Annotated in this window: 9 protein-coding genes; all 9 read left to right on the forward strand. The window is 32.7% G+C overall.

The features are described from left to right. Nucleotides 1-52 precede the first annotated feature (52 nt). Complete coding sequence (gene rfbD, locus BCR24_RS10680) at nt 53-883, forward strand: dTDP-4-dehydrorhamnose reductase (protein WP_069640512.1); 831 nt, start codon at nt 53-55, stop codon at nt 881-883. A 162-nt stretch (nt 884-1,045) separates the two neighbouring features. After that, nucleotides 1,046-2,215, forward strand: a complete 1,170-nt coding sequence (locus tag BCR24_RS10685; RefSeq protein WP_069640513.1) for a nucleotide sugar dehydrogenase — start codon at nt 1,046-1,048, stop codon at nt 2,213-2,215. Between the two features lie 147 nt (nt 2,216-2,362). After that, a complete protein-coding gene (locus BCR24_RS10690) occupies nt 2,363-3,316 on the forward strand; it encodes a glycosyltransferase family 2 protein (RefSeq protein WP_069640514.1) in 954 nt (317 codons plus the stop codon). Between the two features lie 234 nt (nt 3,317-3,550). Further along, entirely contained in the window at nt 3,551-5,365 is a 1,815-nt protein-coding gene (locus BCR24_RS10695; RefSeq protein ID WP_141707054.1) for a hypothetical protein, read from the forward strand. Nucleotides 5,366-5,484: 119 nt separating this feature from the next. Next, entirely contained in the window at nt 5,485-6,420 is a 936-nt protein-coding gene (locus tag BCR24_RS10700) for an NAD-dependent epimerase/dehydratase family protein (RefSeq protein ID WP_069640516.1), read from the forward strand. Next, complete coding sequence (locus tag BCR24_RS10705; protein WP_069640517.1) at nt 6,417-7,574, forward strand: glycosyltransferase; 1,158 nt, start codon at nt 6,417-6,419, stop codon at nt 7,572-7,574. Before BCR24_RS10700 ends, BCR24_RS10705 begins: the two co-directional genes overlap by 4 nt. Before the next feature lie 88 nt (nt 7,575-7,662). Continuing rightward, entirely contained in the window at nt 7,663-9,120 is a 1,458-nt protein-coding gene (locus BCR24_RS10710; RefSeq protein ID WP_069640518.1) for an oligosaccharide flippase family protein, read from the forward strand. 38 nt (nt 9,121-9,158) lie between these two features. After that, complete coding sequence (locus BCR24_RS10715; RefSeq protein WP_069640519.1) at nt 9,159-11,960, forward strand: GBS Bsp-like repeat-containing protein; 2,802 nt, start codon at nt 9,159-9,161, stop codon at nt 11,958-11,960. Nucleotides 11,961-12,297: 337 nt separating this feature from the next. Then, nucleotides 12,298-13,104, forward strand: a complete 807-nt coding sequence (locus tag BCR24_RS10720; RefSeq protein ID WP_069640520.1) for an ABC transporter permease — start codon at nt 12,298-12,300, stop codon at nt 13,102-13,104. The last annotated feature ends 20 nt before the right edge of the window (nt 13,105-13,124 follow it).

Below are 13,124 nucleotides of genomic sequence, written 5' to 3' on the forward strand. Positions count from 1 at the left end.
AATTAGTAAGGCAGGAGAAGTCCTGCTTTTTTTCTTGAGGGAGGAAATAACCATGATACTTTTAACTGGTGGCAATGGCCAATTAGGAACAGAATTGCGTCATTTATTGGATGAACAAGGATTAGAATATGTTTCGACTGACTCAAAAGAAATGGATATTACAAATGCGGAACAGACAATGGCGTTTATTACTGATTTAAAACCTGAATTGATTTATCATTGTGCAGCCTATACTGCAGTGGACAAAGCTGAGGATGAAGGAAAAGAGCTAGATGAAAAAATTAATGTAGAGGGAACACAAAATGTAGTCGATGCTGCCAAGGCTGTCGATGCAACGTTAGTTTATATCAGTACAGATTATGTATTTGATGGCACAAAAAAAGAAGAGATGTATAAGGTTGATGATCAAACAAATCCTCAAAATGAGTACGGCCGTACAAAATTGCTAGGGGAACAAATCGTTCAAAAATCGATGGAAAAATATTACATTATACGGACTTCTTGGGTGTTTGGCCAGTATGGTCATAATTTTGTTTTTACAATGCAAAAATTAGCTGAAACGCGGGATCAATTGACGGTAGTCAATGATCAATTTGGACGTCCGACCTGGACTAGAACCTTAGCAGAATTTATGGTGTTTGTCATAAAAGAAAATGCTCCCTATGGCGTATACCATCTGTCAAATGATAATAGCTGCAGCTGGTATGAATTTGCAAAGGAAATTTTGAAAGATACCAAAGTAGAAGTCCTACCAGTTGACTCAAGTAAATTTCCACAAAAAGCAATTCGACCTAAATATTCGGTGATGGATATTAGTAAAGCGAAAGCCTTAGGATTTGAAATTCCGACTTGGCAAGAAGCGTTGCAAATGATGTTGGATTAATTTAGAAAAAGGCAAGTAGAAAACACTTTGCTTGCCTCATACATAGTTCATTGTGTTAGCCGGAAACGGTATTTAAACTATAGTATCTTTTATTTTACTAATATCTACGTTATAATTATTGAATTGAATTCATAAAAGGATACTGATTGGAGGAAATACAGAATGAAAAAGATTTCTATTTTTGGTTTAGGATATGTTGGACTTGCCAATGCGTTATTGCTAAGTCAAAAGGAACAGGTGAAGGCTTATGATATTGTTGACGAAAAAATTGACTTATTAAATGAAGGCATTTCTCCTTTAGAAGATACAGAAATACATACGTTTCTAGATAGAAATGATTTAAATATCGATTTTTCAAAGGATTTTGAAGAGGCGGTAAGATTTGGAGAATATTTAATTATTGCGACGCCAACAGACTATAATGAAGAAAAAAATTATTTTGATACATCTACTGTTGAAAATGTTATTGAACGAGCGCTTGCTATTCGTAAAGATGCTGTATTTATTATAAAATCAACTGTACCTGTTGGCTATACAGATACTTTGAAGAAAAAGTATCAAACTGAAAATATCATTTTTTCACCTGAATTTTTACGAGAAGGTCGAGCATTATATGATAATCTTTATCCTTCAAGAATCATTGTGGGGGAATGTTCTGAACGTGGGGAACAAATTTCAGCAATGTTTTTGGAAAATACTGTTGAAAAGAATGCCGAAGTGTTGTTGACTCATGCTACAGAAGCCGAAGCGATAAAACTATTTTCTAATACTTATTTAGCCTTAAGAGTAGCTTACTTTAATGAATTGGACACTTATGCTGAGGTTAGAGGATTAGATGCAAAACAAATCATTGAAGGTGTTGGATTAGATCCAAGAATTGGTTCGCATTATAATAATCCTTCCTTCGGATATGGCGGTTATTGCTTACCTAAAGATACAAAACAATTACGTGCGAATTATGATAAGGTTCCTAATAACATAATTGGAGCGATTGTGGATGCGAATACAACGCGTAAAGATTTCATAGCAAATCAAATATTAGCTAAAAAACCTAGCGTTGTAGGAATTTATCGTTTAACAATGAAATCGAATTCTGATAATTTTAGATATTCGTCTATTCAAGGCATCATGAAGCGAATAAAAGCTAAAGGTGTTGAGGTTATCGTTTATGAGCCTACTTTTGAGGAAGATACATTTTATAATTCAAGAGTGGTCAAAGAATTACAAGAGTTTAAAAATGAGTCAGATGTCATTGTAACAAATCGTATAGAAAACGATCTGTTAGATGTATTAAATAAAATCTATACACGAGACATATTTAATCGCGATTAAGGCATAGCTTAGAATCTATACAGCAAAATATCAATGGATACTGCAGTCACAAGGATATGTATGCTTGCTTGAAATAGAAAGTAAGACGTGGTATTCTTTCAAGGGATATTTGCCAAAGATAAAATAGACAAAAGAAGGATGAAATTAATGAAATTAATAATTCAAATTCCTTGTTATAATGAAGCAGAAACACTGGAAATTGCATTGAATGATTTGCCAAAGGAAATCAATGGAATTGATGATATTGAAGTGCTGATTATCAATGATGGAAGTAAAGACAATACTGTTGAAGTTGCAAGAAAATGGGGTGTTAACCATATTGTGAATTTTAAACGCAATAAAGGGTTGGCAAAAGGCTTTATGGCGGGTATAGATGCTTGCTTACGTAATGGAGCTGATATTATTGTGAACACGGATGCAGATAATCAATACAATGGTTCAGATATTGAAAAATTAGTACAACCGATTTTAGAAGAAAAAGCAGATATTGTGATTGGAGAACGACCAATCGCTGAAACAGAACACTTTTCACCTTTAAAGAAGAAATTACAAAAATTTGGTAGTTGGGTTGTTAGAAAAGCTTCAAAATCAGATATTCCGGATGCACCGAGTGGATTTCGAGCATATAGTAGAGAAGCTGCTATGCAAATGAACGTTGCTAATGAGTATACCTACACCTTAGAGACCATTGTTCAAGCTGGTAGAAATAAGATTTCAATGACTTCTGTTCCGATTAGAACGAATGGCGAATTAAGACCATCAAGATTGTTTAGTAGCATGTTTGGTTACGTCAAAAAATCAATGTTAACGATCCTTCGTGCATTTATGATGTATAAACCGTTAATGTTTTTTACATTTCTAGGGAGTGTATTGTTTGGAGTAGGTGCTATTATAGGAATTCGTTTTCTTATATTCTTCATCATGGGGACAGGAAATGGTCACATTCAATCCCTTATTTTAGCGAGTATACTATTATTAATTGGTTTCCAAACATTTGTTATTGGCTTACAAGCAGATTTGATTTCTGCGAATAGAAAAATTTTAGAAGATATACAATATAGAGTGAGAAAAATGGATTACGATCAAACGAATAAAGACTAACAGTGTTTAACTAAGTTATAAAGAGAGTATAATAAAATAGTGATGAAAATTGGAACAAAGCAGATGCTATTGTTTCAATTTTAATTATAAAAATGAAAAGTTTTTTATTGGTTAATTATCTAAATCATTTAGACTATTCAAAGTTAAATACTAAATTAAATTGAACCGCTATTTTTAAAGATTTTCTTGTGTATAAATTAATGATTAGGTAAATTTAAAATTTTTGAAAGACTGGTGAAAAAATTAATGTTAGCAAGGATAAAGGGTATTTTTGCAAATAAAAGGAAAACTAATTTTATATTGTTAATGATACTCGTAGGATTAACTCTTGTCAGAGTGATAATTCAATTTAAAATACCACCTGTTACTTTGGCTGGTAAGGGTGTTGATGAGCATGTGTTTGTCGTTCAAGCTACTGAATTTATTAAAGGTAATTGGTTTGGAGATTACGATTTTATTACTATCGTTAAAAATCCAATGTTTTCCTTTTTCTATGTATTACTAAATAAATTCTCAATTCCTTATCCATTAGGTCTAATGCTATTATTCATTACTTCGTGTCTAGCATTAGTTTACGCTCTTGCTCCAATTGTCAAAAATAAATATGGACAATCATTGATTTACTTGTATTTACTTTATAGTCCAGTTATGTTAGATAAGCATTTTGGCTTTCGATTGTATCGAGATGCTTTATTGATGCCTCTTATATTATTGGTATTAGCTAGTTTAATTGGATTGTTTCTATACAGAAATCGTTCGAAAAAAATCTTGATTTTTTGGGCATTATTAGCAGGGATCTCATTTAGTTCCTTTACTTATCTACGAGAAGATAGTGTGTGGTTAAAACCACTTTTCTTCACGGCTCTTTTAATCACCTTTATTTTCCTAGTTTTTATTAAAAGGCCTTGGAAAGAAAAAGTTTATCGAATAATGTTTCTTGTCATTCCTATTCTAGTTTTACAAGGTTGTACTTATGCAATCAGTTATCAGAATTTACAAAAATATGGCGTTTTTACAGTTAATGATTATACGCAAACAAATTTTAAAAATGTTGTGTCAGATTTGATTTCAATTGATGACGGACGTAATCAAGAATATATTTGGGTTTCAGAAGATACCTTTAGAGAAGCATTATCAGCCTCCCCTACATTAAATAAAATTTCAAAAGAAGTAGATTGGCTTTACGATCCTGAAAATGGAATGACTGTTGAGATGGAAGATAGTGGAGATCACGAAATATTTGGTGGGAATATTGTTTGGGATTTACGTTTAGCAGTTGCACGAGCTGAACAAGGTTATCGACAAGAGATGATCGTTGATGGTAAAAGTGAAAAAGGTGGAAAAGTAACAGACGAGTACTTTAAAAAAGTTCACGAAGAATTATCGGAAGCGTTTGACCAAGGACAGCTAACTAGAAGATCAGAGGGGCTATCTGTTTCAGCATCCTCTCCTGCAAAAACTTGGAGTGACATAAGGAGAAATGTATTTCCTAAAATGAAACATACACTACGGGAAAATGTATTTTATTCTAGATATGGCATTGGGTTAGACGGAATAAATCCTGGGCATAGCTTAACAACTGTAAGTGGTGACCCAGAAGCAGTTAGAGAAATTGAAATGTTGATTAATTTCCCTTTAAATTATCCCATAGGAACACCAGAAGCTGAGTTTAATAAGCCAGTTACTTATATGGCAAAAAGAATAAATGGTATTATTTCTCTCTATAAATGGACTAGTCCAATCGTCATTCTGATTGCAATGATTGGATTCCTTTATTCAGGTGTGCGCCTTATAAAAAAAGATTATTCAGAAAAAAATATTACTGTTTTTTTAGTTGGACTTGGTCTAATCCTCTCTTATGCTGTTTTACTTTTTGGAATTGCTTGGGCATATTCTTGGGTCTCTGGAGATACGATGAGTCGTCTTTATTACTATAGTAGTGGGGCAATACCAGTCTTACAAATACTGTCTATCTTAGGTGGTATTTCATTTGTTGGTCTTTTAAGAAAGATACAAACCAATCATAGTAAACACCATCGTAAGCATTAAATAGTGAAGAGACTAATTTGTAGTTCACTTAAGAAACAACGAAAAAATGAACGACAAGCGTCATTATTTAGTCTCTCTAGTAAGATTTTTCAAGTAACGGCTGGAAAGGGAGTGTATGAATGAATTATTTGATTTTGGGCGCTTCAGGATTTATAGGAAAAAAGATAGCAAAAGAATTAATTGAAGAAAAGGGGAAAATTCGTCTATTTGATCGTAATTTTTCTAATTTTAATAATAGCGATGATGAAGATGGTCGATTTGAGTTTGTATCAGGTATTTTTTCAAGAGATTATGATTTTTGTAGCTTAACAAAAGAAATAGATGTTGTTTTTCATTTGATAAGTACAACGATTCCTTCTACGGAAATCAGTTTTGCGCAAGAATTAGATGAAAATGTAGCTGCTTCATTGCGACTGTTTGATGCTTGTAAAATAAATAATGTGAAAAAAGTAATATTTATATCCTCTGGTGGAACAGTGTACGGTAAAAGTTTAGGTAAACCATTTAAAGAGGATGATCCCACCAATCCGATTAGTTCTTATGGCGTCCAAAAACTGACTATTGAGAAGTACTTACAACTTTATGGAAGTGAGTTTGGATTGGATTATAGGATTGTTCGTTTGGCAAATCCCTATGGTCCAGGTCAAAATCCACTAGGGAGTCTTGGCATAATTACTAAATTTACCTACAATATAATTAATGATATTGGTATCACTGTTTTTGGTGATGGTAATATTGTTAGAGATTATATTTATATAGACGATGCGATTAAGGGGATCTTAAGTATTTCAAATTATGAAGGTAAAAATAAACTGTTTAATTTAGGTTATGGTAAAGGCCATTCAATTATTGAGATTATAGAAATTATAGAACAAGTTTCAGGGAAAAAATTTAATATTGAATACAAAGAAAGTCGAGACGTTGATGTAGATTTTAGTGTTTTAGATATTCAACGTTATCTTGAAATTACCGACAATAAAAATATGATTTCAATTACTGATGGCGTAAAATATTTGATTGATTATTTTCTAGAAGTAGAAAGGAATGCTAAATGAAAAAATTACTAGTCACAGCTTCCACTTTTCCTAGATGGCAAGATGATACGGAACCTAAGTTTATTTATGACTTATGTAAAGAATATGCAAAATACTATGATGTCACTGTTTTAGTTCCTAGTACATATGGAGCGTTGAACAAAGAAGAGATGGAAGGATTGCATGTTGTTCGTTATCGTTATTTTCCGATAAAGAAGCTAGAGACGTTGGCTTATCCTGGCGCAATCGTTCCTCGTATCAAAGAAAAAAAATCTAGAGCATTACTTGTTCCATTTATGTTTATCGCAATGTATTTTGCTATTCGAAAAGAAATGAAAAAAGTGGATGCTGTTCATTCAAACTGGTTGATTCCACAAGGAATTATCCAACAGTTTTTTAAAAAGCCCTTCGTTTTGACTGGTCTTGGTGGCGATGTTACTTCTTTGAACAAAGGCTTTATTAAAAAAATGAAAATGAGAACGTTATTAAAAGCGTCAGCTGTAACCGTTGTGTCAAAAGATCTAAAAGAACATCTGGAAAAAGAATATAGGTATGAAAAAGCAGAAGTAATTCCTATGGGTGTCGATTTAACGAAATTTTCACCTAAATATCGACAAGATAATTTTTTTGAAACTAATGGTAAGCCAGTCATTTTATTTGTAGGGCGACTTGCAGAAAAAAAAGGCGCAAAGTATTTAATTCGGGCTATGGCAAAAATTGACGCCGTTTTAATTATTGTAGGAGATGGACCAGAAAAAGAAGTGTTAATGCAGGAAGCTAACCATGTACAAGCTGATATTCGGTTTGTTGGTTCTAAGAATAAAGATGAACTTGCGGTTATCAATGCGTCCTGTGACATTTTTTGTGTACCATCTGTTGTTGCAAAAGACGGAGATAAAGATGGTCTGCCTGTTGCTTTGATAGAAGCGATGGCTTCAGGAGTACCCGTTGTTGCTTCCGATGTAGGAGGAATTAATGAAGCTGTTGAAGATAATGTGAATGGCTTTTTGGTTGAACCTAGCGATGTTCAAGAATTGGAAAGTAAGTTAAACGAATTATTAAGTGAGAGGAACAGGCGTTTAGATATGGGGAAAAAGGCAAGGTTAAAAGCAGAAGAATTTGATTTTATTGAAATCGGTAAAAAATATAAACAGATTTTTGATAATCTTTCCTAAATTACCTCCGATTATTTAAGGGAAGATTATAGTGACCATAAAAGCTGAGTGAATGAATCAATCATGAAAGAAATTGAGGAGAAGCCCTATGTATCAAGGATTACTTTTTAATATCATTTATAATGTTTTATTTGTCTTGACCGGTTATATCATGCATTACTTTTTGGGCTCAGTAATGACACCTGCTCAGTATGGTATAGTAGGTACGATTATTACTATTTTGGATTTTGAGTATTTGTTTTTGAATAATGGTGTCAGACAGTCTCTTTCCAAAGAATTATCAAAAAAAAGATATAATATTAAAGATTTATTACTGAAAAGTTTAGTATTTCAACTTCTTCTGATTAGTGTTCTGTTTTCAATAAATTTTTTTGGTGCGCCAGTTTTTGCAAATGTTTTAAATGATCAGTCCTTTTCGGTTTATTTGAAGTATGTAGCGTTTATTATTCCAATTAATGGTATTTATGTGTTATCGTTGGGAATCAATGATGGTTTGAAACATTTTGTTTCGAGTGCTTGGATAGGCATTTTTTATGCGATTGCAAAATTAAGCGTAATCCCATTTGTTATTTATGTGTTTACGGATCCTGTTATTGGTACAGTTATGGGGTTCTTATTTGCGATATTTGTAGCGCTAATTGTTGGGATTATTACCATTATTAGGAATCGAAGAGATCTTATAGCTGATTTTAAAGCGAAGATACCTTTCAAAAGTTATATACACAGTGTCTTTAGCTTTTCTTTATTCTTTATTATTGTTTCGGTAGTGTTAAGTGTGGATACTTTAGTCGTTAAATCAGTGGTTGCTGATAAGGACATGGCAGGTTATTACACTGGAGCCGTAAATTTTGGTAAAGTTTCTTATTTCTTGTTATCTGCATTTTTTACGATTATTTTGCCAACGACCACTGCAATGTATGTTGCTGGAAATATTGACCGGATGAAAAAGACAGTTCGTGATATGATGTTAATTATAGTTGCATTTATTATGCCGATAACTTGCATAATTTCTGCATCAAGCGGTACATTACTATCTGTTTTTTACAGTCCAGAGTATAAAGAAGCGACTATGACATTAGCTATCCTCGCATTTTCACACTTTTTTATGGGCGTAGCAGTAATGACGAACATGATCATTTCTTCTACAAACGAGAAAAAGTTCTCAACATGGCTGGCGTTAATAATGTTAGTACTTGACATCACTGCTTGTATTATTTTGACGAATTATTATGGAATTATAGGAACAGCAATTTCAAGTATTTTATGTACATTTTTTACTATGTTGATTTCAGCTTTATTTATGAAAAAGATTTTATTCAATCTAATCAATAAAGAAATAGTGAAGATAATAGTATTCAATCTTATTCTATGGATAGTTGTGTTTCTAATATTCAAGGTTATCTCTATTAATAATATTTTTTGTCTTATTCTAATTTATGGAATCTTATATGTGGCAGTATTGGGCATATTATTATCGACAAAACTGCTGAAGATTGAAAAATTATATGCTATTTTGGGGAAAGATAAAGAAAATAAGATAGTGTAAAAAAGTTGTCGATGCTGAGTATGTAAAAGGATGAGGGAATGATAAAAATTATGAAAAAATATATAATTATGCTAATGCTATTGAGTGTATCTACAATTAACACAATACCTGTAAGTGCTGAGGATGAAGTATCATCTAGCAATGAATTACAACAGTCTTCTCAATTATTGTCGGAAATAAGTACTAGCTCATCTGAGCAGACTTTCGAAACAACTGAAAGCCAAGAAGTTAACAAATCTACTGAACCTACACAAGATGAAATAATGTCTTTTGAAGATTATTATGAGAATGTACCCTCAAGTCGTTCTGACTTAAATCCTCCAGCCGTTAGTCGAGCAAAAAGAGAAACAAGAGCAACAATTGATCGAGTAAATGCCGGAGAAGCAAATCGTCCAACAGTTAGCTTTATTGATGTGTCTTCTCATAACGCTACGATTACAGTTGATCAATATCGTATGATGAAAGGCTATGGAATAAAAGGGGTGGTTGTCAAGCTGACGGAAGCAACAACATATTTGAATCCATTTGCTCAATCACAAATTCAAAATGCCTTAGCTGCAGGATTAAAAGTATCTGCTTATCATTATAGTCATTATACTTCAACAGCTTCAGCTCAAGCTGAAGCAAGATATTTTGCAAGCAAAGCGCAATTGCTAAACTTACCTAAAGAGACGGTTATGGTTTCAGATATAGAAGAGTCAAAAATGTCAAATTCCTCATTAAACGCCAACACTAAAGCCTTCAAAGAAATGTTAAATTCTCTAGGATATAATAATGTGGCTTACTACCTATCAAGAAGTTGGTTAAGTGAGGCTGGGGGTGTTTTTAACGTAAATCAATTTGGAAAAAATAATATTTGGGTCGCGCAATATCCTTATACACCTACTGCATCACAAAACTGGAACAATGATTATTCTTCTTGGCAATGGTCATCTAATTTTTATTTTCCAGGAATCGCCCATCCATTTGATATTAATACTGATTATACAGGTTTGTTTACTGGAAATGGCTGGGACGGTAGCGTGAATGTCACTGGAAAAACGACTATTAAAGATATAGACGGTAAAGAAAATATGATGAATCTTTCTGCAACTGTAGATTCTGGTAGGTTTATACCATATAAAGTCTATTTTGCAGTGTGGTCGGATAAAAATGGTCAAGATGACTTAATTTGGTACGAAGGGAAACGTGACAGTAACGGCTTTTGGAGTACAAATGTAAATATAGCGAATCACGCAACAGATGGTACCTATATTGTTCATACCTATGCCCAAATGAGTACAAATAGTTCATCTAAAATAATGCTCAATAACAGTAATTTTACTATTTCTTCACCTTCTTTGAGTGCTTCTATTGGGCAATATTCAAATGGAGGGTTTGATGTTATCGTTAATCCGATAACAAAATCAGGAGTTAAAAAAGTTCAAGTTCCTTCTTGGAGTAAATCGGATCAATCAGACATTAAATGGTATGATGCCACTCTTCAAAGTGATGGAACATATAAAGCTCGAGTAAAGATTAGTAATCATAATTATAATCAAGGAATTTATCGAGTTCATGCTTACCTCTATACTAATAATAATTTATCATCTGCTAGATCTGTTGGTACAGTTGAAGTGAAATTAAAAGGAACTAGTGGAACGATCATGATTGATGATATAGATGGGAAAGATATAACATTTAAAGCTAATTCCACTATATCAATGGGTGAATACGCTGAACCAACTGCTTTGCAACATGCTGTGTGGAGTGATGAGAACGGTCAAGATGATATAGTTTGGTATACAGCAAAAAAAACTGGGGCAGGTTCTTATACAGCAGAGTTTGATATACGTAAACACAAATCAGCTGGAAATTACAGCGTTCATACCTATGCTAAACTGCCTAATGGTACAATGAAAGCTATATCACAGGACTCATTTGTTGTGACAAAACCAAGCTTTGAAGCTTCTATCGGTAAAGTTGATATTTCAAAAGGAACATTTGATGTTATTATTAATCCTTCTTCTAAATCAGGAGTGGACAAAATTCAAGTGCCGATTTGGAGTGTCGCAAATCAGTCAGATATAAAGTGGTATGATGCTAGTTTACAATCAAATGGCACGTATAAAACAACAGCCAAAATAAGCAATCATAATTTCAATGACGGTATTTACAGAGTTCATGTTTATCTTTACGGGAAAAATGGATTGCGCACAGCAAGCTCTATTGGCACAACAGAAGTAAAACTTGATGGAATCACAGGTGAAACTTCTATACAAAATATAGATGGCAAAGAGATCAATTTTGAAGCAAAAACGAAGTTTACTATGGGGGCATTTGGTACGCCAGCTGCTGTATATTTTGCCACTTGGAGCAACGAATATGGGCAAGATGATATAGTTTGGTATAATGGTAAAAGGAATACAGATGGCTCTTACAGCACAAAGGTCAATGTAAATAAACACAAATCTGTTGGTCCGTATACTGTGCATACTTATGTTAAATTGGTAAACGGAAGAATGAAAATGATTTCTAATGATTCTTTTACGGTGACAGAACCTGTGTTAAAAGTTTCTACGCAAAATGTCAATAAGTCAAAAGGGACATTTGATGTTGTTATGGAAGTGGATACTGTATCAGGCGTTGATAAATTAGAGGTTCCTGTTTGGACAGATAAAAATCAAAAAGATATCAAGTGGTATCCTGCAATTAAACAATCTAACGGTACTTATAAAGTTACAGTTAATAAAAAAGATCACCAAAATAGTACAAGTAACTATACTGCTCATGTTTATCTTTACAGTAAAAATGGGTTAGTAACAAGACGTAACGGAAATGCTGAAAAAGTTTCTTTTTAATTTCTTAAACAAAAGTCTATCATTTTATTTTCAACGTATTAAGGCTTAAGCTTGATTTTCATGCTTAAGCCTTTTTTTGCTTTGATTAGAAAGACAAAAAATATCTAAAAAGATAAGAGTTCTTTAAGCCTCTCTTATTATATTAATAGGAAAACTTGATTTATAGTGCATTTTTAAGTAGAATGGTACTGTTAATCTATAAACGGAAAGTTTCTTTTTTTAAAGGATTATTGCTAATTAAATAATATAAAAGTAAGTTGAGAAGGTGAGATTTGCGAACGATAGCTAAAGTTAACAAAAAAGACAAATAAATTTGTGTCGGAAGGAATAAATTCAAATGATTAAAGATCTTTTTTCTTTTGTAAGAGATATCTACAGAAACAAACGTTTAGTATTACAATTTTCAATAAATGATTTTAAAGCTAGGTATGCGGGCTCTTTTTTTGGTATCTTTTGGGCGTTTATTAACCCGTTGGTTACAGTACTAACTTATTGGTTTGTTTTTGGTTACGGGATTAAGGCCGGTCTAACAGACGGAAAGTATCCTTTTATAGTTTTTCTAATTACTGGTATTGTCCCATGGTTCTTTTTCTCAGATTCACTGACGTCAGCCACCAATGTTTTTAGAGAATATACGTATCTGGTGAAAAAAGTTGTGTTCAATATTCGTATTTTGCCAACAACAAAAATATTAGCTAATTTGTATACACATCTATTTTTTATATTTATTACTTTGATTATTTGTATTCTAAATGGCTTTACACCTACTTTACAAACAGTTCAACTTCTTTATTATTTGTTTTGTTTAGGTGCTTTTTTAACGGGTCTTACTTGGATTACAGCTTCAATTCAACCATTTTTACCTGATGTAATGCAATTTATAAGCATTATCTTACAAACAGTTATGTGGACACTTCCAGTTCTTTGGTCACCAAGCCAATTTTCTCCAAGAGTTGTTCAGTTTTTGAAACTTAACCCTCTCTATTACGTTATTCAAGGATACCGAGAATCTTTCTTGAGTGAGGGATGGTTTTGGGAGCATTGGGCATTAGGGCTTTATTTTTGGATATTTACTTTAGGAATGTTATTAGTTGGTTCAATTATTTTTAAACGATTGAAACCTCATTTTTCAGACGTTCTATAAGAAACTTAAGGAGAATCAGT

It is taken from the genome of Enterococcus ureilyticus (assembly GCF_001730315.1).
GTDB classification, from domain to species: domain Bacteria; phylum Bacillota; class Bacilli; order Lactobacillales; family Enterococcaceae; genus Enterococcus_L; species Enterococcus_L ureilyticus.

Coding starts and splice junctions, on each gene's coding strand:
- BCR24_RS10720 (WP_069640520.1), top strand. CDS start 12,298: ATGATTAAAGATCTTTTTTCTTTTGTAAGAGATATCTACAGAAACAAA.
- BCR24_RS10705 (WP_069640517.1), top strand. CDS start 6,417: ATGAAAAAATTACTAGTCACAGCTTCCACTTTTCCTAGATGGCAAGAT.
- rfbD (WP_069640512.1), top strand. CDS start 53: ATGATACTTTTAACTGGTGGCAATGGCCAATTAGGAACAGAATTGCGT.
- BCR24_RS10700 (WP_069640516.1), top strand. CDS start 5,485: ATGAATTATTTGATTTTGGGCGCTTCAGGATTTATAGGAAAAAAGATA.
- BCR24_RS10690 (WP_069640514.1), top strand. CDS start 2,363: ATGAAATTAATAATTCAAATTCCTTGTTATAATGAAGCAGAAACACTG.
- BCR24_RS10685 (WP_069640513.1), top strand. CDS start 1,046: ATGAAAAAGATTTCTATTTTTGGTTTAGGATATGTTGGACTTGCCAAT.
- BCR24_RS10710 (WP_069640518.1), top strand. CDS start 7,663: ATGTATCAAGGATTACTTTTTAATATCATTTATAATGTTTTATTTGTC.
- BCR24_RS10715 (WP_069640519.1), top strand. CDS start 9,159: ATGATAAAAATTATGAAAAAATATATAATTATGCTAATGCTATTGAGT.